The 23,972-nt window shown below is 59.5% G+C and carries 11 protein-coding genes; 7 read left to right on the top strand and 4 right to left on the bottom strand.

All coding sequences use genetic code 11. The features are described from left to right. Nucleotides 1-261: 261 nt before the first annotated feature. The 5 genes from K9B32_RS21680 (at nt 262) to K9B32_RS21700 (ending at nt 12,469) form a co-directional block, all read left to right on the top strand. Nucleotides 262-8,781 (top strand): GH36-type glycosyl hydrolase domain-containing protein, encoded by an 8,520-nt coding sequence (locus K9B32_RS21680; RefSeq protein ID WP_224565879.1) that lies wholly within the window; start codon nt 262-264, stop codon nt 8,779-8,781. A 99-nt stretch (nt 8,782-8,880) separates the two neighbouring features. After that, nucleotides 8,881-10,089 carry an OpgC family protein gene (locus tag K9B32_RS21685; RefSeq protein ID WP_224565881.1) on the top strand — a complete coding sequence of 403 codons (1,209 nt, stop codon included), beginning with the start codon at nt 8,881-8,883 and terminating at the stop codon, nt 10,087-10,089. A 27-nt stretch (nt 10,090-10,116) separates the two neighbouring features. Next, nucleotides 10,117-10,329, top strand: a complete 213-nt coding sequence (locus K9B32_RS21690) for a hypothetical protein (protein ID WP_224566015.1) — start codon at nt 10,117-10,119, stop codon at nt 10,327-10,329. A 111-nt stretch (nt 10,330-10,440) separates the two neighbouring features. Beyond that, nucleotides 10,441-11,475 carry an aspartate-semialdehyde dehydrogenase gene (locus K9B32_RS21695; protein ID WP_224565883.1) on the top strand — a complete coding sequence of 345 codons (1,035 nt, stop codon included), beginning with the start codon at nt 10,441-10,443 and terminating at the stop codon, nt 11,473-11,475. A 175-nt stretch (nt 11,476-11,650) separates the two neighbouring features. Then, nucleotides 11,651-12,469, top strand: coding sequence for a lytic transglycosylase domain-containing protein (locus K9B32_RS21700; protein ID WP_224565885.1), 819 nt, complete (start codon nt 11,651-11,653; stop codon nt 12,467-12,469). Nucleotides 12,470-12,533: 64 nt separating this feature from the next. Here the strand turns inward: K9B32_RS21700 and K9B32_RS21705 are convergent, their stop codons facing one another. Together K9B32_RS21705 and pdxY are read right to left on the bottom strand one after the other, a co-directional pair. Then, nucleotides 12,534-13,175, bottom strand: coding sequence for a carbonic anhydrase (locus K9B32_RS21705; protein WP_224565887.1), 642 nt, complete (start codon nt 13,173-13,175; stop codon nt 12,534-12,536). A gap of 70 nt (nt 13,176-13,245) precedes the next feature. Next, entirely contained in the window at nt 13,246-14,121 is an 876-nt protein-coding gene (gene pdxY / locus K9B32_RS21710; RefSeq protein WP_224565889.1) for a pyridoxal kinase PdxY, read from the bottom strand. 255 nt (nt 14,122-14,376) lie between these two features. Here pdxY and K9B32_RS21715 point away from each other — a divergent pair, with 255 nt between their 5' ends. Together K9B32_RS21715 and K9B32_RS21720 are read left to right on the top strand one after the other, a co-directional pair. Continuing rightward, complete coding sequence (locus tag K9B32_RS21715) at nt 14,377-19,152, top strand: NAD-glutamate dehydrogenase (RefSeq protein ID WP_224565891.1); 4,776 nt, start codon at nt 14,377-14,379, stop codon at nt 19,150-19,152. A 27-nt stretch (nt 19,153-19,179) separates the two neighbouring features. Beyond that, a complete protein-coding gene (locus K9B32_RS21720) occupies nt 19,180-20,568 on the top strand; it encodes an MFS transporter (RefSeq protein WP_224566017.1) in 1,389 nt (462 codons plus the stop codon). A gap of 15 nt (nt 20,569-20,583) precedes the next feature. On the opposite strand, the gene purH is transcribed toward K9B32_RS21720, so the two are convergent. Beyond that, nucleotides 20,584-22,200 carry a bifunctional phosphoribosylaminoimidazolecarboxamide formyltransferase/IMP cyclohydrolase gene (gene purH, locus K9B32_RS21725; RefSeq protein ID WP_224565893.1) on the bottom strand — a complete coding sequence of 539 codons (1,617 nt, stop codon included), beginning with the start codon at nt 22,198-22,200 and terminating at the stop codon, nt 20,584-20,586. A gap of 95 nt (nt 22,201-22,295) precedes the next feature. Beyond that, nucleotides 22,296-23,960, bottom strand: a complete 1,665-nt coding sequence (locus K9B32_RS21730) for a heparinase II/III family protein (RefSeq protein ID WP_224565895.1) — start codon at nt 23,958-23,960, stop codon at nt 22,296-22,298. Nucleotides 23,961-23,972 lie beyond the last annotated feature (12 nt).

Here is a 23,972-nt window from a genome sequence, read left to right on the forward strand (position 1 = left end):
AAACATCTTGACTTGAATTATCGCAATGGTGTCCAACTTTCCCGGGATGGCTCCGAAAGGGTGGAGGGCGCAACGGAGTCGTGTTCGCACATCGCCCACATAGGTCGCGTTTAAACCGTTTCGCATCGTCGGTTGATTACCGCTTCGATCTTGCTGTCTGGGACCAGGAAACCCCGGCGCTGTTCATGCGACAGTCATATTTGGCAGTGCAAAAGGCTACGCAAAATCATCATAACTTTGTTTGGATCCAGAACCGAACCCATGAACATTTCCGCCACGTCTCCGAGCCCGTCGCGCGAGTCCGAAACGAAGCAGATCGATCATAACGACTCGATCCGCTCAACCTATCTTTCCATTGAGGATATCAAGGCAATAGGCGCCTCCGTCGCCGTCCGCGGCGTCGACTCGCTGCCCGCTTTTACGCCCTTCGATTTCTTCGCGCGGCATAAGGAAAACGAGAAGGAAATCCTGCGGGTCTACCGCACCACGGCAACAGACGTGGAATCCGGTGAAACCATTACCCCGGCAGCGGAATGGCTGCTCGACAACCACTACATCGTCGAGGAAGCGATTCAGGAAATCCGTCGTGACTTCCCGCGGCGCTTCTATCGAGAACTGCCAACGATCGACATCAGCGGTGTGCAGATCCCGCGCACCCTGGTGCTCGCATGGCTTTATGTCGCCCACACCCACAGCACGATCTCGCAGGAAAGCTTGACGGCCCTCGTCGATGGCTTCCAGCAGAGCGAAACGTTGAGGATCGGTGAACTCTGGGCACTGCCGTCGCTTGTTCGCTATGTGCTCGTGGAAAATCTGCGTCGCATTTCGATCCGCGTCGAGCGCAGCCGCCGGTTGCGTCGGCGTGCCAACGAGGCTGCAGATGAGCTTGTGCGGCTGACGGACCCGGCAAGGGCGGCCGAGTATCTTAAGTCGCTTGAGTCTCTTGCCGAAGACAATACCTTCGCAACGCAATTCCTCTACCGCATGCGCGACGGGTCGCAGGCCTCCAGCGTGGCGATCGCCTGGCTCGACGAGCGCCTCGAGGCCCTCGGACGCGATACCGAAGAGACGACAATGGCGGAGCACAGCCGCCTGTCCTCCGGCAACGTCACGATGGGCAACATCATCCGGAGCTTGCGCGAGATCGACGACACCGAATGGTCCGTCTGGGTCGAACAGGTCAGCCATGTCGACAAGCTGCTGTGGGATCATTCCGACTACGGCGATCTCGATTCCGGTTCACGCAACAAGTACCGCAAGCAGATCGAAAAACTCGCCAAGCGCTCGCCGCTTTCGGAAATGGAGATCGCCCAACTAGCGCTGGATATGACCGAAGAGGCGAAGGCCTCCGGCGAGCCACAACCGCATGAACCGAATGTCGGTGGCTTTCTGACCGGTGCTCAAAGGCCCAAACTCGAAGCGCGTGCGAACTATAGCCCGACCGCAACGCAGCACTTCGTCCGAACCGTTCGCCGTTTCAACTGGCTCTCGATCGCCACACCGGTAATCCTGCTCACCATCATCGCCATGGCGATCGTCGGCAAGTTCATGGCCAATGCCGGCATGGGACCACTTGAGATCGCGATCCTGCTGATCATGTTCTCGCTCCCGGCTTCGGAAGGCGCAACCGGCCTCTTCAACACGGTACTGTCGTTCTTCGTCACACCGGCCCGATTGGTCGGCTACGAGTTCAAGGAGGGTATTCCCGAAGAAGCCCGCACGCTACTGGTCGTTCCCTGCCTTATCTCCAACCGTGACAGTGTCGATGAACTCGTCCGCAATCTCGAGGTTCACTACCTCGCCAACCCGCGTGGGGAGATCTACTTCGCGCTGCTCAGCGACTGGCCAGACAGCCAGGTCGAGGAAACGTCCGCCGACCTCGAGGTATTGGACTATGCCCGCCGCGAGGTCGCAAACCTTTCAGCACGGTATGCCTTCGATGGCAAGACGCGCTTCTACCTCCTGCATCGCCGTCGACTCTACAATCCATCCGAGGGCGCCTGGATGGGATGGGAGCGCAAGCGCGGCAAACTGCACGAACTGAACCTGCTGCTTCGCGGCGACCGCGATACCACTTACCTTCCGGGCGCAAACATCGTGCCGGCAAACGTTCAGTACGTTATGACGCTCGATGCCGACACACGCCTGATGCGCGATGCCGTCACCAAGCTCGCTGGCAAGCTCTACCACCCAATCAACCGTCCGGTCATCGATCCGGCCAGCGGTCGGGTCGAAAGCGGCTATGGCGTGCTGCAACCGCGCGTCACGCCGTCACTGACGACGGGCGAGGATGCATCGGTCTTCCAGCGTGTCTTCTCGATCAATCGCGGCCTCGACCCTTACGTATTTACCGTCTCCGACGTCTATCAGGATTTGGCGGGTGAGGGCACCTTCACCGGCAAGGGCCTTTATCACGTCGACGCCTTCGAAGCATCGCTCAAAGGGCGCATCGACGAAAACTCAGTGCTCAGCCACGACCTGCTAGAGGGTTCGATGGCCCGCTGCGCGCTCGTCACCGATCTGGAACTCGTCGAGGATTTCCCGACCCGCTACGAGGTCGAAACCTCGCGCCAGCATCGCTGGGCGCGTGGTGACTGGCAGCTACTGCCGTACATGTTCAACCCGAAGCACGGCGTCACCGGGCTCGGGCGCTGGAAGATGTTCGACAACCTCCGCCGATCGCTGACGCCAATCGCATGGTTCTTCGCCTCGGTGCTTGGCTGGTATTTTATGGCTCCGCTCGGCGCGCTCGTGTGGCAGATCCTGTTGATTTTCTGCCTGTTCGTCGCCCCGACACTCTCCCTCATCAATGGTATCATCCCGCGCACCAGCGATATCGTCGCCCGCGCGCATCTCTACACCGTCTGGTCCGATATCCGTGCTGCCAACGCGCAGGTCGCTCTCCGGATTATCTTCATCGCCGATTCCGCTTGCATGATGGCCGATGCCATCGGTCGCTCGCTCTATCGTCTGTTTGTCAGCCACAAGCTGATGCTGCAATGGCGAACCGCTGCCAGCGTCCAGGCCGGCAAGCAGGGAACCATCCTCTCTTACTACAAGGCGATGTGGCACGCCCCGGTGCTGGCCCTGCTCGCCCTAGCCTTTGCAGCGCTTTCCGGTGACAAGGCATATCTGGTGGGCGTTCCGTTCGCGTTTCTCTGGATCCTCTCGCCGATGGTCGCCTATTACGTCAGCCAGTCGGCCGAGACGGAAGACCGGCTTGAGGTTGCCGATTCTGTTTCTAGCGAACTTCGCAAGATCGCCCGCCGCACGTGGCGCTATTTCGAGACGTTCACAACCGCCGAGCAAAACTATCTGCCTCCGGACAACGTCCAGGAGACGCCTCACGTAATCGTGGCGACACGCACGTCCCCAACCAATATTGGCGTCTACCTCCTATCCGTCGTTTCGGGCCGGCATTTCGGATGGTTCTCCTTCGAGGAGACCATTGATCGGCTCGAACAGACGATCGCGACAATCGACAAGATGGAGAAATTCCGCGGGCACCTCTTCAACTGGTACCACACTGATACTCTCGATACGCTTGGGCCGCGCTATGTTTCCGCAGTCGATAGCGGCAACCTCGCCGGCCACCTCATCGCGATCTCGTCGGCCTGCCGCAACTGGGCGGAAGCGCCCTCCGCTCACATGCAGGGCAACCTCGATGGCGTCGGCGATACCGCAGGCATCCTCGCGGAGGTGCTGTCCGAGTTGCCGGACGATCGCAAGACGGTTCGCCCGCTGCGCCGTCGCTTGGAAGAGCGTATCATCGGCTTCCAGAACGCATTGGCTGCGGTCAAGCGCGAGCACGAGTTCGCATCGATCCGCATCATCAACCTCGCCGTTCTGGCGCGCGACATTCAAAAGCTCGCTGCCAACCTCGATCATGAGGTGAAGTCCGCATTGAGCGTCGAAGTCACGCGCTGGGCTGAATCTCTCGTCAAGGTCTGCGAAGCCCACATCTCGGACAGCACCTTCGATCTGTCCAACATCGACGCACTGCGTCCGCGCCTGATTGCCTTGCGCGACAAGGCCCGCGACCTCGCTTTCTCGATGGACTTCGGCTTCCTGTTCCGGCCAGAAAGACGTCTGCTCTCGATCGGCTACCGCGTCGAAAGTGGCGAACTCGATCAGGCCTGCTACGACCTGCTCGCCTCGGAATGCCGACTAACCAGCCTGTTCGGCATCGCCAAGGGCGATTTGCCGACGGAACATTGGTATCGTCTCGGCCGCCAGGTCGTCCCAGTTGGCTCGCGTGGTGCGCTTGTCTCCTGGTCCGGCTCGATGTTCGAGTACCTGATGCCGCCGCTCGTCATGCAGGAGCGCGGCGGAGGCATCCTCAACCAGACCAACAATCTGGTTGTGGTCGAGCAGATGAACCATGCCCGCAAGCTTGGGATCCCGTGGGGTATTTCGGAAGCGGCGTTCAATGCGCGCGACCATAACCTGAACTACCAATACACGAACTTCGGCGTACCCTCGCTCGGCTTGAAGCGGGGCCTTGGCCACAACGCGGTCATTGCGCCCTATGCGTCGATCCTTGCCAGCCAGTACAATCCTGACGCAGCGCTTGAAAACCTCCAGCGCCTGCGCAAGCTCGGCGCACTCGGCAAGTTCGGCTACCACGACGCCGTCGACTTTACGCCGACCCGCGTGCCAGAAGGCAAGACTTGCGCGGTCGTATATAACTACTATGCTCACCACCACGGCATGTCGATCGCCGCAGTCGCGAACGTCGCCTTCAATGGTCACCTGCGCGAACTCTTCCACTCGGATCCAGTGATCGAAGCTGCCGAGCTCCTTCTCCAAGAGAAGGCACCGCGGGATATTCCGGTCATGAGCGGCAAGCACGAATCCGATACCCCAGCCAGCATCCAGGACGATCTGTTGCGCCCTGAACTGCGCAAAATCTATGATCCGGCCTCGCGTGATCGCGAGCTGGTCTTCCTCTCGAACGGCCACTATTCGCTGATGCTGACCGCCACTGGCGCCGGCTATTCGCGATGGAACGGCCAATCGGTTGCACGTTGGAAAGCCGATCCGACTGAGGACCGCTGGGGCACCTTCATCTTCCTTCGCGATACGGCGACCAACGAATGGTGGTCGGCAACCACGGAGCCAAAGAGTGTCGAAGGCGAACAGGTAAAGGTTCTCTTCGCCGACGAAAAGGCGGAGTTCACTAAGACGGTAGGCGACCTCACGAGCGAAGTCGAATGCATTGTCGCCACTGAGCATGACGCCGAGGCACGGCGCCTGACGCTCGTTAATTCGGGGACGGAGGATCGATTTATCGAAGTAACCTCCTATCTCGAGCCCGTTCTCGCGACAGACGACGTCGACAACGCCCATCCGGCATTTGCCCGCATGTTCGTCAAGACGGAGGTCGGCAAGCGCGGCGACGTCATCCGCGTCGAGCGCAACAAGCGAGATCCGAACGAGCCGAACATGGCCGTCGCTCACCTTATCGTCGACACCTCCGGCTCTACGCGCCACACCGAGTTCGAAACGGACCGCCGCAAGTTCCTAGGCCGCGGGCGTTGCCTCGCGAACGCCGCCGCTTTTGATGCGGGAGCGACCCTTTCCGGTACCGACGGCTTCACGCTCGATCCGGTGCTCTCGCTTCGCCGTACCCTCCGCGTACCGCCGGGCAAGAAAGTCAGCGTCATCTTCTGGACCATCGCTGCCCCTAGCCGCAACGAGGTGGATCAGGCCGTTGACCGGTATCGCCATGCAGACGCTTTCAACCACGAACTCGTCCAGGCCTGGACGCGCACGCAGATCCAGATGCGCCATGTCGGCGTGACGTCACAGCAGGCGGCAGCCTTCCAGCATCTCGGCCGCCATCTGGTTTATCCGGATATGTATTTGCGCGCCGATGCGGCCGCAGTTGCCGCCGGCATGCAGTCGCAGTCGTCACTTTGGCCGCTAGCGATCTCCGGCGATTTCCCGATCTTCACGTTGCGCGTCAACGACGACATGGATCTCGATATCGTCAGGGAAGCGTTGCTTGCGCAGGAATACCTCCGCTCGCGTGGCGTCACCGCCGATCTGGTCATCATGAACGAGCGCGCCTCATCCTATGCGCAGGACATGCAGCACGCCGTCGATCAGATGGCCGAGAACGTTCGCCGCATGGGTCAGGCCGATGGTTTGCGCCAGCACATTTTCACGGTCCGCAAGGATCTGATGGAAGAATCAACATACCATGCGCTGATCTCCGCCTCGCGCGTCACGCTCCATGCCAAGAACGGTAAGATTATCGATCAGATCAATCGTGCCGTCGCGCTCTTTTCCCCGAGCAAGGAAGAGCAGCAGGAGCTGGAGCGCGCCGACCGGCTGAAGACGCCCGTCAAGCGGATCGCGCCGGCACCAGCCTCACGGCCCTCCAGGGTGGTGATCGAGGAAGAGGGGGACCTCAATTACTGGAACGGCATCGGCGGCTTTGCCGGCGACGGTCGCGAATATGTCGTGCGCCTTCCCGGAGGTCACGCAACGCCGCATCCGTGGATCAATGTAATCTCGAACGAAAAATACGGCTTCCATGTGTCTGCCGAAGGAGCCGGTTTCACGTGGAGCGCAAACTCCCGTGATTATCAGCTGACGTCGTGGTCGAATGACGCGGTCGTCAATCGCCCCGGCGAAGCGATCTACGTCGTCGATCGGGATAGCGGCGCGGTATTGACCCCGTTCGCAAACCTCTCGGAGCGGCCGGATATTCGCTTCGAAGCGCGACATGGCCTGGGCTATTCGGTATTCTCCAGCGTGCAGAACGAGATCGCGCTTGAGGTCACGCAGACCGTCGATCGCGAAAAACCGGTCAAGCTGCAACGAATCCGGCTACGCAATGCCGGCTCCAAGCCAAGGAAGCTGCGGATTTACGGTTACGTCGAGTGGGTTCTGGGCAACAATGCGCAGAAGTCTGCACCGTTCATCCTCTCCGAACACGACGAGGAGACCGGAGCACTATTCGCAAGCAACAACTACAGCATCGATTATTCCGGTCGTGTCGCTTTCTTTGTGGCCGGCGAGAAGCCATCTAGCTATACTGCCAGCCGCCGCGAATTTATCGGCAAGAAGGGCACGATCCAGGCGCCACATGCCCTGAATTCGGGAGCCAGCCTTTCCGGCACGACAGAACTCGACGGCGATCCGGCAGCGGTTCTGGCGATCGATATCGAGATCGGACCGGACGAGGAGCGGGATGTCTGCTTCTTCCTCGGCGACACCAAGACGAAGGCCGAGGCGCGGGCGTTGATCAACGATATTCGCAAGGTTGCCTTCGAGGACGTTGTCCACGCAAACCGCGCTTTTTGGCAGGGCTTCACCGGAAAACTGCAGGTTTCCACGCCCGATCAGAGCATGAACAATCTGATCAATACCTGGCTGCCGTACCAGAGCCTGGGCTGCCGCATTATGGCGCGTACGGCTTTCTACCAGGCAAGCGGTGCCTTCGGCTTCCGCGATCAATTGCAGGATACGTTGGCGTTCGTCATCCATGAGCCGTCGATTGCCCGCAAGCAGATCCTGAATGCCGCCTCGCGCCAGTTCCGCGAGGGTGATGTTCAGCATTGGTGGCTGCCCGGCACCGGCGCTGGTGTCCGGACGATGATTTCGGACGACGTGGTTTGGCTCGCTTACGCAATCCATCACTATTGCAGCGTCACGAGGGACAAGAGCGTCCTCGACGAACAACTCGCCTTCCTGGAAGGGCCGGCACTCCTTGAGGGACAGCACGACTCCTTCTATCTGCCTGAAATCTCCGAAGACAAGGCGAGCGTCTACGAACACGCGGCAATCGCGCTGGATCTCGCAATCGCTCGAACAGGCAAGAACGGTCTGCCGCTCTTCCTAGGAGGTGATTGGAACGACGGCATGAACCGTGTCGGCATTGGCGGACAAGGAACGAGCGTCTGGCTTGGCTGGTTCCTGGCGGGCGCGCTGCGTTCGTTCTCGGCATATGCGGAGGAACGTGGCGACAAGGCACGGGTTGAGCGGTGGACTCAGCATTTGACCACGCTCAAGGCCGCACTTGAAACCGTCGCCTGGGATGGCGCTTACTACCGGCGCGGTACATTCGACGATGGCAGCTTGCTTGGTTCCAAGGAAAGCCTCGAATGCCAGATCGATTCGATTGCCCAGTCTTGGAGCGTGCTGTCCGGAGAGGGCGATCCGGCGCATTCGGCGAAGGCTATGAACTCCGTGCTGGATAAGCTGGTCGATCCAGAGGCACGGATCATCCGGCTCTTCACGCCGCCCTTTGCAAACTCGGCTAAGGATCCTGGCTATATCAAGGCTTACCCGCCAGGTGTTCGAGAAAATGGTGGACAATACACTCATGCCGCGACTTGGGTTGTCTTGGCATTGGCTGAACTTGGCCGCGGCGATGATGCCCTGCGTTGCTTCGAGATGCTCAATCCGATCAGTCATGCCCGCGATCCGGTTTCGGCGGAGCGCTATCGCGTCGAACCTTATATCATTGCAGCTGACGTCTATGGTGAGGGCGCGCTCAGCGGTCGCGGCGGGTGGACCTGGTACACAGGCTCCGCCGGCTGGCTCTATCGCGCGGTGATCGAGGGCATCCTCGGCATCAAGGTAAGGGATGGCCGCTTGTACGTGCGTCCAGCACTGGCGAGCACATGGGACGGCTTCTCCGCCGAGATTGAACACACAGGTGCTAAATACCTCATTTCGGTCTCAAAATCGTCCCATCCGAGAGGCTACGATGTGACCATCAACGGACGCGAAGTCACCGATCCCGACGAGGGATATCCGGTCGGATAACAGCATTTTCCTCGCTAATCATCCGGCGATTCGTTGCGGCCAAAAGGGAAACCTTTTGGCCGCAACTGCGTTTGCAAATCGGAAAAGCAGGAGAGGTCCATGGCAATAGCGCTCGAGGGAACGATCGGCGCCACGCAAAGTTCTGTGACGGTAGCGGCGCCGACACGCGATACGAGATTGGACGTTCTGCGCGGGCTCGCGCTCATCACGATTTTCATCAATCACGTTCCCGGTCAGATTTTCGAAAACCTCACAACCAAGAATTTCGGCTTCTCAGATGCGGCCGAAGCCTTCGTTCTGATTTCGGGCATCGCGGTTGGCTTGGCCTATGGTACCGGCGCGTGGCTGCAGACGGCAGTGAAGGCCGTGAAGCGGGCGTTTACCCTTTATCTGGCTCACATGATAACGACGTTCATGACGCTCGCCCTGTTTCTGACCGGCGCGTGGATCTTCCACCGACCCGGCCTGCTTTGTGAAATCAACATCCTCGCCGTCCTCACCAATCTGAAGGCCGGCATTCCCTCGCTAGTACTGCTTGGACATCAGATCGGCTACAACAACATTCTGCCGATGTACGGCGCGTTGATGTTGATGGTGCCGATCATCCTTCTGCTCAACGCGGCAAGCCCTCTTCTTGCACTCGCCGTTTCCGGCACTGTTTGGCTATTTGCGGGCGTTTACGAGATAGCGCCACATAACATGCTGATTGAGGGTTATTGGTTCCTTAACCCACTGTCCTGGCAATTCCTCTTCACGATCGGCATCGTTGGCGTGACGCATGTGCGCCGCGGCGGCCGACTGCCTCAGCACCCAATCCTCTTTGCTTTCGCGGCCGCCTATGTCGCGCTGTCCTTTGCCTGGGTCGTGGGCCAGCTCTGGAGCTTCGGAATTGCGTTGGCATCGCTTGGGCTGCCGCCCGTGCTGACGGGCTTCGACAAGACATTCCTGTCGCTGCCGAGGCTACTGCACGTTCTGGCGCTGACGTATCTCGTCATCAATATTCCGGCAATCTCACGCCTGCTTCGCCGGTCCACGAACAATCCGCTGACCATCCTTGGACGCCACTCGCTGAACATCTTTGTCGCCGGCACTATTCTGGCGATGGTTGGTCAGGTGGTGCTCTACATCAACAACCACGACCGGATCGCCGGCCCAGTCTTCGTGGTCATCGGCATCGCCATTCAGTTCGCCTACGCCTACCATCTTGAGCGAAAGCGCAAGCTGGAGACGGGCGGCCACGGCAGGCTGCCCAGCCGAACGATGGTGCCGGTTCCTGCGCGCGTCGACCGTTCGCAAGATCGACGCTAGACGCCAGTACCATGCGGCTGTTGAGAGATCGTCGCCTTCCGCGCCGTCGCATATCATGATCGCAAAAACCTTGACTCCTGTGGAAAACCTTTTAAGAGCAACGGCGGAAAAGGAATATCCATGGTTCGCGATGAACACGCCATTGCTGCATGCAATGACCGGGCACAAGGTGCCGGGATGGGTATTGCCGTTCCGGTTTCTTCCAAAACCAAGGCCAAAACGACGACGAAAACCGTCTGACGTCTCTGGCCTGCCGCTCTCTCCCCGGCCCGGCTGGGGACAGGAAGTCGCGATGTCTTCGCGCTTCCCCCTCACCGGACAAGAGGAGAGAAGAGAAAGAGAGCTTGAGAAATGGGTTTTAAAGTTGCAGTTGCGGGAGCGACCGGAAATGTTGGCCGGGAAATGCTCAATATCCTCTCCGAACGCGGTTTCCCCGCCGATGAAGTCGTAGCGCTTGCGTCTGCGCGCTCACAGGGCACTGAGGTTTCTTACGGCGACAAGACGCTGAAGGTCGCAAACCTCGAGAATTACGATTTCTCGGACACCGACATCTGCCTGATGTCGGCCGGCGGCGAGGTCTCCAAGAAGTGGTCACCCAAGATCGGCGCGCAGGGTTGTGTCGTCATCGATAACTCGTCGGCATGGCGCTACGACGCAGACGTGCCGCTGATCGTTCCTGAGGTGAATCCGGACGCCGTTACTCAATTCAGCAAGCGCAACATCATCGCCAACCCGAACTGCTCGACTGCCCAGCTCGTCGTGGCGCTCAAGCCACTTCACGACTTCGCCAAGATCAAGCGCGTCGTCGTTTCGACCTATCAGTCCGTTTCCGGCGCCGGCAAGGATGGTATGGACGAGCTGTTCAACCAGACGCGAGCCGTCTTCGTCGCAGATCCGATCGAGACCAAGAAGTTCACGAAGCGTATCGCCTTCAACGTCATCCCGCATATCGATGTCTTCATGGAAGACGGCTACACGAAGGAAGAGTGGAAGGTTCTCGCCGAGACCAAGAAGATGCTCGACCCGAAGATCAAGGTGACCTGCACGGCAGTTCGCGTTCCTGTCTTCATCGGCCACTCTGAATCGGTCAACATCGAGTTCGAAAGCGAGATCACGGCTGATCAGGCACGCGACATCCTGCGCGAAGCTCCCGGCTGCCTCGTCATCGACAAGCACGAGAACGGCGGATACATCACGCCCTACGAGTCTGCCGGTGAAGACGCGACCTATATCTCCCGCATCCGCGAAGACGCGACGGTCGAGAACGGCCTGAACATGTGGGTGGTCTCCGACAACCTCCGCAAGGGTGCCGCTCTCAACGCGATTCAGATCGCTGAGCTGCTTATCAATCGCGGACTTGTGAAGCCGCGCAAGCAGGCGGCCTGAACCAATTGTTAACTATGGTTTGTTAAGCCCGGCTTATTGAGGTAAGGGCTTTCTGGCGCGGGTTTGCTGCTCTCGGCTTCCCGCGCTTGCCAAATCAAAGACGGTGACAATATTGCCGAAAGCGGGCTGCGGGGCCCGGTTTGAAGGCTAGTCAGATCGGGATCGGGGTATCTCCATGCGCATGACAAGATTTCTGTTGGCAGCTTCGGCGGCCTGCATTCTCCACGCAGTTCCTGCAGCAGCCAAGGCAGCCCAGTGTGGCAACAACGGCGCCGGTTTTAAGGCCTGGGTTGGCGAGTTCAAGCAAGAGGCAGTTGCAAGCGGTGTCAGCCCCTCCGTTCTTGATCGCGCCTTCGCAAACGTCTCCTACAACAGACCGACGATTGCCGCTGACCGCGGCCAGAAGAGTTTCAAGCTTTCCTTCGATGCTTTCATGCAGAAGCGTGGCGGTGCAGCGATTATTTCGCGCGGCAAGGGCATGAAGCGCGCCAATGCCGCTCTCTTTGCGTCGATCGAACGCCGTTACGGCGTGCCGGCGGGTCCGCTAATCGCGATTTGGGGCATGGAGACCGGATTCGGCAGCTATATGGGCAACCAGCATACGCTGTCGGCGGTGTCGACCCTCGCCTACGATTGCCGACGTTCCGACTACTTCACCGATCAGCTCTATGCAGCACTGCAGCTTGTCTCGGAGGGTTACCTCAACCCGCAGGCGCGCGGTGCGGCCCATGGCGAGATCGGACAGACGCAGTTCCTGCCGCGCAATGTCGTGCGCTTCGGCGCCGATGGTGATGGCGACGGCCGCGTCGATATGGTCGGCTCGCGCGCTGATGCGCTTGCCTCTACTGCTAATTTCCTGAAAGGCCATGGCTGGCAGGCTGGTGCCGGCTATCAGCCCGGAGAGCCCAACTTCGCAGCGATCGCCGGCTGGAACGCGGCGACGGTCTATCAGCAGGCCATCGCTTATATCGGCCAGCAGATCGACGGAAACTGAGAATAATTCAGCGCAAGCCGCGAGCGCCGAGCTGAGGTTCGGCGCTTTTTTGTTTGAGCCTAAATTAGACGTCGGGACGAATGAAGTCGCGGGTTTCGGCGTCCATGACCCACAGTTCTCCCGTCGAAATATCGAACCAGGCACCGTGAAGGGCGATCTTGCCAGCGTCTTCCAGGGCCTTGATGTCTGGAAACGTCCTGAGATTCTCAATCGAATTGCGGATCGAGACACGCTCGAGGGCGGTTTGGCGCTCGCCAGGCGTCATCACGTCATTGGCGCCGATCTGCTCCGCCGCAGGCCTGACGAGCGACATCCAGCGTCCGATAAAGTCGCCCGGCGAAAGGGGCTCGGCACTCGGATCGAGCGCCGCCCTGATGCCACCACAGCGCCCATGACCCATGACAACGATGTCCGTAACCTTCAGAACCTGAACCGCAAATTCCAGCGCGGCTGACGTGGCATGAAAATGACCATCCGGCTCGTAGGGCGGCACCATGTTGGCGACATTGCGGATGACGAAAAGTTCGCCGGGACCTGCATCGAAGATTAGCTCGGGAGCAGCGCGCGAGTCCGAACAGGCGACCACCAGCGTGCTTGGGTTTTGGCCGTGCTCGGCAAGCGTTTTGTAGCGATCACGGGCGTCCGCATAACGCCCGTTCATAAAGTTGCGGTAACCGTCGAGAAGGGTGTTTGGAAAACGCTGCATGATCTTCGATTACAGCCTGCGCCCACCAAGATCAATATCGCACTGCAAGATAGCAAGCGCGGGCGTGACGTCAGCCCTTGCGCCTTTGCGTCGGGTGCATCAAGCGCCGCATCTGCACCATCGCCATCGGCGTTGCCAGGCTTGACGCGTCGCTTGCCAGCGTCAATTCGTCACTCCCCCGCTTCACGGCGCGGGCAAGCACCTCGTAGACGCTTGCCGTTGCAAGCTGAAGCGCCTTCTCGTCCTCCATGCCGGAAAGAAGCCGCGACAGAAAAAGCGCGGCAAGAAGATCACCGAGGCCATTCGGCGGCTTGTCGATCAGGCGATGTTCCGCCAGCAGCGCATGGCGCCCCGAGAGATAGAGATTTCCTGTGCCTCCTGCCATCATCGGCACGGCTGAGGTCACAAGCATGCGGGACGGACCGAGCGACAGGGCAGCATCCATAATCGACGTATTGTCCTCCAGCGGGGCCCCAGCGAGCCAGGCGAGTTCAAATCGATTAGGCGTCGCAAGCGAAGCGAGGGGTATCAGATGATCCCTGATTGCCTCGGCCGTTGCCTGCGGCACGTAAAGGCCACCCAGATCGCCCATAACCGGATCGCAAACGTAAAGCAGCTCCGGCTTCCGCTCGCGCAAAGCTGTCACGAGCCGGGCAACCGAGCGCGCCTGCCCGGCATTGCCAAAATACCCTGAAAGAACAGCCTTCACTTCACCGATCCAAGGTGCGCGGATGAGATCGTCGATCGCCGCGTCAAAATCGGCTTCGGCAAACGTGAGCCGTGTCGACCGGCCATGGCCGGGGTGCCACGGCAGCACGATCGTCGGCAGCGCCCAGACTTGATGACCGAGAGTCTCTAGCGCAAAGACCGCCGCACGATTTCCGACGGACCCACGCACAACATGGCTGGAGATAACAATGACGGTTCCTGCGGCATTATCTGACATGATGCTCTACTCGGCCTTCGATGACCGTTGATCTCCTTTTTGCAGCTCCACTGTCAACTGCTCTTCACGCAGACATGGAAACTTCCGCCGCGAGAAATTCGGGCATTCATACAACGAAGCAAAATCTTTCGAAAATTTGCGTTCCGACCGCCAAAAACGCATGAAAGCTGCCTGGCAATGCACTCTTTTAGAGATTCTTTCGTCAAATCTTCTGCTAACTTGCGCCAAATCGAGGAGATGAGGGAGTATTCTGCGATGGCTGGTCTAAACAATCCGAAGCGAGAAAAACAGCTCGAGAGCGCGACCAAAATCGCGGCCGCAACCGGGGAAACCTACCTCGATCCCGAATTCTTGTTCGGGCGTGCCAGCGGCGACGACCTGGAACGCTACACGCCGGAGATGTTGGCACTTTCTGCCGTGCATTCAGCAAAGGAATTAGCAGCCTGGGCAGGCAATTCAGCGCGCATCACCATCGACACCATCGCCGACGTGGAGCCCGACGGCGTTGCCGTATCCGTTCTTTCGGTCACCGACCACAATATGCCGTTCTTGTATGAATCGGTGATGGGCGAGGTCACCAGCAGTTATCGCGACCTCTACATGGCCGTGCATCCGATCCTCGTGATGGAGGACGGCAAAGCGCCTGAACTTTACTCGGCCGACCTCTCGAGCGAACCGGCCAATCGCGTCAGCCATATCCAGCTGCACCTTGCGCCCCTGACGACGGCTCAGGCAGCCGATCTGATCAAGCGCGTGAAGACCGTGGTCGAGCAGGTGCGCGTGACGGTTTCCGACTGGAGACCGATGCTCGATAAGCTCGGAACGGTGATCGACGAACTTTCTGCCTATAATGCCAGCCGCAGGAAAGCGGAACGCGATGAAGCGCTCGCCTTCCTGACGTGGCTGCGCGATGCCAACTTTACCTTTCTCGGGATGCGCGAGTACGTCTACTCGGGCAAAGGCGCGAGCGCAAAGGTGGAGCGTGACAAGGGCGCTGGCCTCGGCATCCTTTCAAACCCCGACGTGCTCGTTCTGCGCACCGGTAAGGACGCTGTCACGACGACACCGGAAATCCTCGCATTCCTCGATGGCCCGGATTTCCTGATCGTCACCAAAGCGAACGTGAAGTCGATCGTCCATCGACGCGCCTATATGGACTATGTCGGCGTCAAGCGCTTTGACGCGAAAGGAAACGTAACCGGCGAATTGCGCATCGTCGGCCTTTTCACCTCAACCGCCTATACATCCCTCGCCAGCGAAATCCCGCTGCTTCGCTCGAAGATCGAGCGGGTGAAGGAATATTTCGGCTTCGACCCGATGAGTCACTCGGGCCGTATGCTGGACAATACGCTGGAATCCTACCCACGTGACGACCTCTTCCAGATCGACACGAACCTTCTGGCGAGCTTTGCAGAACAGATCAACGATCTCGCCGACCGGCCGCGTGTCCGCGCGCTGCCGCGCATCGATCATTTTGATCGCTTCGTTTCGGTGATCGTTTATGTGCCACGCGAGGAATATGACTCGATCGTGCGTGAAAAGATCGGAACCTATCTGAAGACCGTCTATGATGGCCGCGTGTCCGCTTATTATCCGGCTTTCCCGGAAGGCGGCGTTGCGCGCGTTCATTTCATCATCGGTCGTTCCGGCGGCAAAACTCCACGCGTGCCGCAAGCAAAACTCGAGGAGGCAATTCGAGCCATCACGGCGCGTTGGGATGACCGGTTCGAAGCCCTGGCTGGACCCAAGGCCCCTCGCTTGCACGTAAGCCACGCGTTCCAGGATCTCTTCCCGCCCGAAGAAACCTTCTATGATCTTGAGGACATCACCGCTTGCGCAGCCGGAGAGCCGATCCGCATTACGTTCTACACGCGGGAGAAAGACGGCGTTGAGCTGCTTTGCCTGAAGATTTTCCATTCCGGCGGCCAACTCGCCCTGTCCCGCCGCGTACCCTTGCTTGAGAACCTCGGCTTTAACGTCATAAGCGAGGGAACATTCGATATCGATGTAACCCTCCACGGCGGCCCGGAAACGCTGGTGGTGCTGCATGATATGGAACTTGAGCCTCGGGGAGGTATCCAAATCGATCTCCATCGTCATGGAGAGATGTTGGAGGAAGCGTTCCTCGCAGCGTTCAGCGGCGTCATCGACAATGACAACTTCAACCGCCTGATCGTCTCGGCGGGATTGACTGCGCGCGAAACCAGCGTGCTTCGTGCCTATGCCCGCTATCTGCGCCAGGCCGGCATTCCGTATTCGCTGGACTACATCGCTACCACGCTGGACAAGTATCCGGTAATCGCAGCGATGATCTTTCGGCTGTTTTACGACGCGCTCGATCCGAAAATTTCCGAGAAGACGCGGATCAAGAAGGCGGCCGAGCATCACCAAAGGATCGAGGCGGCTCTCTCCGATGTGCCGAGTCTCGACGATGATCGAATCCTGCGCCGCTACGTCAACGTCGTGGACGCGACACTGCGGACCAACTACTTCCAGCACGATCAGGATGGCTCGCCGAAAGCGATGCTGGCCTTCAAACTCGATCCGCATCTGGTCGACGGATTGCCCGAACCGCGACCATTCCGCGAGATGTTCGTCTATGGCGTCGAAGTCGAAGGCGTACACCTGCGCTTCGGCAAGGTGGCGCGTGGGGGCCTGCGTTGGTCTGACCGCGCTGAAGACTATCGAACCGAAGTGCTGGGGCTTGTGAAAGCACAACAGGTCAAGAACGCCGTCATCGTGCCAGTCGGCGCTAAAGGTGGCTTCTATCCGAAGAAGCTGCCGGTCGGCGGCAGCCGCGACGAAATCTTCAACGCTGGTCGCGAAGCCTACAAGACCTATATCCGCACTCTGCTGTCGATCACCGATAACATCAACGGCGCCGATATCGTGGCGCCAAAGGACACGGTCAGGCTTGACGGCGACGACCCTTATTTCGTCGTGGCCGCCGACAAGGGAACCGCCACCTTCTCGGACACCGCCAACGCGCTCGCGCAGGAAGCGGGCTTCTGGCTGGACGATGCTTTCGCTTCGGGTGGCTCGGCCGGTTACGACCACAAGAAGATGGGCATCACCGCCCGCGGTGCCTGGGAAACGGTGAAGCGCCACTTCCGTGAAATGGATATCGACATCCAGACCACGCCCTTCACCGTTGCCGGTGTCGGCGATATGTCCGGCGATGTGTTCGGCAACGGCATGTTGCTGTCACCAAAAATCCGGCTGGTCGCCGCTTTCGACCATCGCGACATTCTCATCGATCCGGATCCGGATATGGCAAAGACGCTCGCAGAACGGCAGCGGCTTTTCAATCTAGCGCGGTCGAGCTGGCAAGATTTCGACAAGGGTGTCCTTTCGAAGGGCGCGATGATCATTTCGCGATCGGCGAAGTCGGTCACGCTGACGCCGGAAGCAGTGGCTGCGATCGGCATCGACAAAGCCGTGGCAACGCCGTTCGAGATCATGACGGCCATTTTGAAGAGCCCGGTCGATCTGCTCTGGTTTGGCGGCATCGGCACCTATGTCAAGGCGCCGTCCGAAACAGACGCCGAGGTTGGCGACCGTGCCAACGATCCCATTCGCGTTGCGGCGGAAGACGTGCGCGCCAAGGTAATCGGCGAGGGCGCGAATCTCGGTGTGACGCAGAAGGGCCGTATTGCCTACGGCCTGAGGGGCGGGCGCTGCAATTCCGACGCGATCGACAATTCGGCTGGCGTCAATACGTCGGACGTCGAAGTCAACATCAAGATCGCGCTTGCCGCCGCGATGCACGATAATCGCCTCACGCGGGCAAAACGCGACCAGCTCCTGTCATCAATGACGGATGAGGTCGCAAAGCTGGTGCTCAGGAACAACTATTTGCAGTCTCTGGCGATTTCGCTGACGGAGCGCAAGGGCACGGCAAACGGACTGGAACTTGCCCGGCTCATGACGGTGCTCGAAAGCGCCAAGCAGTTGAACCGGAAGGTTGAGACGCTACCTGACGATACGGCCCTTGCCGAGCGCTATGCCGCGGGCAAGCCGCTGACACGACCCGAGATTGGCGTTCTGCTTTCCTATGCCAAGATCGTGTTGTTTGATGCCCTAGCCGCCAGCGATTTGCCTGATGATCCCTATTTCACCGCAACGCTTTCGAACTACTTCCCCGCAAAGATGCGCAAGACGAATGCGTCCGACATCGACGCCCATCGTCTGAAACGCGAGATCATTGCGACCGTGCTCGCCAACGAGGCCATTAACCGCGGCGGCCCTGGCTTCGCTGTCAGCATGATGGATGCCACAGCAGCATCCGCACCGGAGGTTGTTCGGGCGGCAATCATTGCCCGTGATGGCTTCGATCTGGGACGGCTCTGGACGGAGACGGATGCGCTGGACGGAAAGATCGGCGGCCAGATGCAGAACCGCATCTACGAGGAAATCAGCCACACCTTCACGGTGTTGACGCGCCTCCTTCTGAAGACGCAGATGGTCAAGGGCGATATGGCTGCCACCATCGAGGGACTTCAAGCAGCCCTGAAGAAGCTCAAGCCGATTTTCGCCAGCCAGACAGTACCCGAGCTCGAGGCACGCCGCCAAGAATATCGCGAGGCCGGCGTGCCCGACAAGCTGGCTGCCGAAATCTCGGGGCTCCTCGGCTTTGCGCTCGTGCCTGAGATCATGCAGATCGCCGAACGCACGGGCGAACCACTGGCTCGCGCAGCGGAAAGCTATTTCGCCGTCTCACAGACATTCCGGATCGGGCGGTTGCTCGCCGCCGGGTCGCGCATCATCTCGGCCGACCACTACGAGAATCTGGCGCTGGCACGCAGCATCGACCAGATCGCCAGCGCGAGACGCGATATCGTCATCTCGGCGCTCGCAAACCATGGAAAGGACAAGCTTCCGGTTCAGGCTTGGCATGCCGGCGATCGCATCAGAATCAACCGGATTGCAGAGGAACTATCCGGGTTGAGTGACAGCGGCGATCCGAATCTTGCCCGGATCACCGTGGCAGCGGGTCTGTTGACCGACCTTGCGCGCGACGGGGCGAGGTGAGACAGTTCCGCTCGGAATCAGGAGCGGATTGTGAATCGCATCGACTGGACGGGAACTCAGCCGGCTAGGGCATCGGAGAAGGGCATCTGGAGCTGGATGCTCTTCGACTGGGCAGCCCAGCCATTCTTCACGGTCGTGACGACCTTTATCTTCGGCCCGTACTTCGTGTCACGCCTGACGGCCGATCCGGTCTCCGCTCAGGCGATGTGGAGCAACATGGCGACGATCTCTTCGGTCATCATCGCCATCTTGTCGCCCGTCCTGGGTTCGATTGCAGACCAGTCCGGCGCGCGAAAACCTTGGATCGCTTTTTTCGCCGTCATGAAGATTACGAGCCTCTTCGGCCTCTGGCTTGCGTCACCGGGTTCGCCGCTGGTCTACCCAGTAACCTTCATGATCCTGGCGTCGATCGCGGCCGAGTTCTCGATCGTCTTCAACGACTCCATGATGCCGCGGCTCGTCAGCAAAGACGAGGTCGGCAAGTTGTCCAATACGGCCTGGGGTCTTGGCTATCTTGGCGGGATGATCGTCCTGATCGCCGTGGTCGTCCTGCTTGCGGGAAATCTAGAATCCGGCAAAACAATTCTTGGTCTTGATCCCTTGTTCGGTCTTGATCCGCACCAAGGGGAAGATGCCCGCATCACCGGGCCGATCTCGGCCGTCTGGTACCTGATCTTTATTCTTCCGATGTTCTTTTTCACGCCGGATATCAGCAAGGGCCTTCCATTCGGCGCAGCGGTGCGAACCGGCCTTGCCGAGCTGAAAAGCACGCTTGGCGAGCTCAAGCACCGCCGAGGCATTCTTCATTTCCTGATCGCTCGCATGATCTATCAGGATGGCGTCAACGGACTGCTGATACTTGGTGGCGCCTTTGCCGCAGGAATGTTCGGCTGGGCGACGATCGAAATCGGGATCTATGGGATCATACTCAACGTCGTCGCAATCTTCGGCTGCATCATTGCAGGCCGGGTCGATCGACGTATCGGATCCAAGTCGACAATTGTCATCAGCTTGGCGATGCTATTGCTTGCAACCGTGGGCATTGTGTCGACGGGGCCGGGATACACGCTCTTCGGTCTGCTCGAACTGGCGACCGCCGATTCCGGCGGACTCTTCGGGACGGCGGCCGAGAAAGCATACATCGCCTACGGCCTGCTGATCGGCCTTGCCTTCGGCCCGGTGCAGGCGTCGTCACGCTCCTATCTCGCACGAAGCGTAAGCCTGAACGAGGCGGGCCGCTATTTCGGCATCTATGCGCTTTCAGGGCGCGCCACAAGCTTCCTGGCGACACTGTTCTTCTCCGCCGTGACCTATCTGACGGGCTCGTCGCGGCTTGGAATGGCAACACTTGTACTCTTTTTGGCCGCAGGGCTGATCCTGCTTGTCCGTACGCCCTATCCTGCGGACAGGGCGTAACGGCGGCCTGCCCGCTTAGTGGCGGAAGTGCCGCATGCCAGTAAAGACCATTGCGACATTGTGCTCATTGGCAGCGTCGATCACTTCCTGGTCGCGCATCGATCCACCCGGCTGGATAACCGCCGTCGCACCGGCTGCGATCATCGACAGCAAGCCATCGGCAAAGGGCAGGAAGGCCTCCGACGCAACGGCCGAACCGTGCGTCAGCGGCTCTGTGAGCCCGAGAGACCTGGCAGCTTCCTCGGCCTTCAGGCCGGCGATCCGCGCAGAATCCACGCGGCTCATCTGGCCTGCACCGATGCCGGCCGTCTGCCCGTCCTTGGCATAGACCACGGCGTTCGACTTGACATGCTTGGCGACCTTGAAGGCAAATTTCATGTCCTCGAGTTCCTGCTGGGTCGGCGCACGCTTGGTAACTACCTTCAGCTCCAGATCCTCGACCATGCCGTTGTCTCGGCTCTGCACGAGCAAGCCGCCGGAGACGGTTTTCGCCGTCAAACCGGCAGACCGCGGATCCGGGAGCCCGCCTGCAGTCAGCAGACGTAGGTTTGCCTTGCGTGCGACGATGGCTTTCGCCTCCTCGGTCACATCGGGCGCGATGATGACTTCAGTGAAGAGCTTGATGATCTCTTCCGCCGTTTCCGCATCGAGCGTCTGGTTAAGGGCGATGATGCCGCCAAAGGCGGAAACGGAGTCGCAGGCAAGCGCGCGCTTGTAAGCTTCGAGCAGGCTGGAACCGGTCGCCACGCCGCAGGGATTTGCGTGCTTGATGATCGCGCAGGCTGCTGACCTTTCCGGCAGGAACTCGGCGACGAGCTCGTAGGCCGCATCGGTGTCGTTGATGTTGTTGTAGGAGAGCTGCTTGCCCTGAAGCAGTGACGCGGTAGCGACGCCGGGGCGACGCTCGCCGGTCACATAGAATGCCGCCTTCTGGTGCGGGTTCTCGCCGTACCGCATCTCCTCCTTGAGCACACCGCCCATGACGCGATGACGCGGGGTGTCTATCGAAAGCGCCTCGGCAAACCAGTTGGAGATCATCGAATCATAGGCAGCCGTGCGAGCAAACGCCTTGGCTGCCATCCGTTGGCGGAAGCCGTAGGCAGTCCGGCCGGCGTCGGAAGCGAGCTGTTCGAGTAGCTCGGCATAGTCCGCCGGATCGGTCAGGATCGTCACATAGGCGTGGTTCTTGGCCGACGCACGGATCATCGCGGGACCGCCGATATCGATATTCTCGACGGTCGTCGGATAGTCACCGCCGGCAGCACGAACGTCCTCGAACGGATAAAGATTGATGACGACGAGGTCGATACCCTCGATGCCGTGCGCCTTCATCGCAGCTTGGTGCTCCGCGTCATCGCGAATGGCAAGCAGGCCGCCGTGCACTTTCGGATGCAAGGTCTTGACCCGACCATCCATGATCTCAGGAAACCCTGTGACGTCGGAAACATCGGTCACCGCAAGTCCGGCGGCTGCAATTGCCTTGTGAGTACCACCTGTTGACAGGAGGCGAACGCCCTTATCGGCAAGTGCGCGCGCGAGCTCGACGATACCGGTCTTATCGGATACCGAAAGCAACGCTGTCTTGACGGCGACCTTGTCGGGTGCGGGGATTTTCTTGGAAACAACGGCCATGAGGCTTCTCCGTTTGGTCTTCAGGAGATATCCGGCGAGGGATAAGCGGATGATGGCGCCGCGTTAGCACAGCTTTGCCGCCGCGGAAACAGTCGCTAGCTCTTACGCGATAAAAACCAGCGTATTTCCGGTCGGTCGGGATAGGAGAAGGCGATCTCGATCTGGTCGGAACCGCAAACGCCCGACGCGTCGGCAAAGAAGACGTCCTCGCCAATCAGCACTTCGTTGCCGGGCGAGGAGAACAGCCATGTTTCTCCATCGGGCGCCGTCATCATCACCGACTCTTTGTCGAACTGCTTTAGATTGATGGAGGGGTGGGCATGGAAGCGTGCCACGGCACGCACGGCCTCATCGACCTTGCCTTCCGGCGCAACCAGTCGATCATAACCCGTAACGATCAATCCCGTGGCGTTCAGGGTCAGCTCTCGCTCATGCAGAACACCAAATGCGTTAAGGTAGCCGTCATGGCTCGCCTTGATTACGTCGCGCCCGTCATCGGCGAGCGCGCGATCGACGCTTACGGTTTTGACGCCATCAATAATCACGTTCGCAATGAAGTCCGACGGCGCAAAACGGCTGGATGAGGTGTCGTTGACAGTCACAGTGCTATGCGCAGCAGTCGTTCGAGCACTCTGCACGTAACGCTGTCCGGCAAATTTAGGCGATCCGGAATTGACAATAAAACGGTGCCGTCCGGAGGACATCTCAAACGACAGGCAACCGGCATGTGCCGTGCGGGACAGGCTGCCAGCAGGCGGCAATCCGGTATCGGCAATGACCACGGTTCTACCCGCAGCCAGCCGCTGATAGCGCGAATGGGGCATCGCCTTGAAGGGATCGCCCGCGGTCTCGTCGTATCTCAGCAACGACATCAATTCCGTCGCAAGAGTCGACGTCGCGCCATTAAAAAGCGCGAGATCGCCATCCTGGTGCCGGAAGAAGCGCAGGGCCGGATACATACGATCGATGCCCGAGATCAGTTTTTGCGGCAGGTCATGACCGAGATTGACGTAGGTTTGCCGGAGCGGAAGGAGATCGAGGAGCAGCTCCAATCCGACCCGCGGATTGCGCGAGACATGACCTCCGTCAGGTAGAATCTGGCTGTCAAACTCCCGATCCAATGCTTCGGCAGCACGTCGGAGCGCACCTGAGCGCGTTGGCATTGCAATGGAGGCCATCGCAAGGGCAATCCGCAATCGAAAGCGAACCTCGCCGGGAGGCGCGTACTTTGCCGTTCGGCGTAAAAATCGGACTTGAAAGGCGAGCGAGCGCAGGAAGCGGCGATAGAAGCCGCGATCGGCATTATGAAGAACAACGGGCGAGTGCGAGAGCCAGGAAATCACACGCTGCGCGGTGACATCGATTTCCCAGGCGATACCCTCGATACGGCCGCCATGCAGCGACAGCCAGTTGTTGACGATGGAGCGGGCGACGCTCGAGTGAAGGTCACTCTTCTTGGTCCGCATATGGCGAAGCCAGCCGAAGCTATGAAGCCGCAACGCGAAGGATCGGGACGGAAGGCTGAAATTGAAAGGCGACTTGCCGCCAGTTTCGAGAAGGCGTCCGGCAAGCGGGAAGCGGCCGTTCAAAATCTCTTCGGCCACATGCGGATCGACCGCACGTAGGTCGGTCGGGGCAACAATCAAGCGCTCCGGGGCGTGAACCGTGTGGCGGAAGAGACGCAGCCGCAGAAGTGCTCCGCGGCACAGCGTGCGCCGCCAAGCCTCTCCCAAGTAAAGAGCCGAGAACCCGGACCACATGTTTATTGTCTA

The sequence above is a fragment of the Rhizobium sp. 3T7 genome, from assembly GCF_020166565.1.
In the GTDB taxonomy this organism is placed as follows: Bacteria; Pseudomonadota; Alphaproteobacteria; order Rhizobiales; family Rhizobiaceae; genus Rhizobium.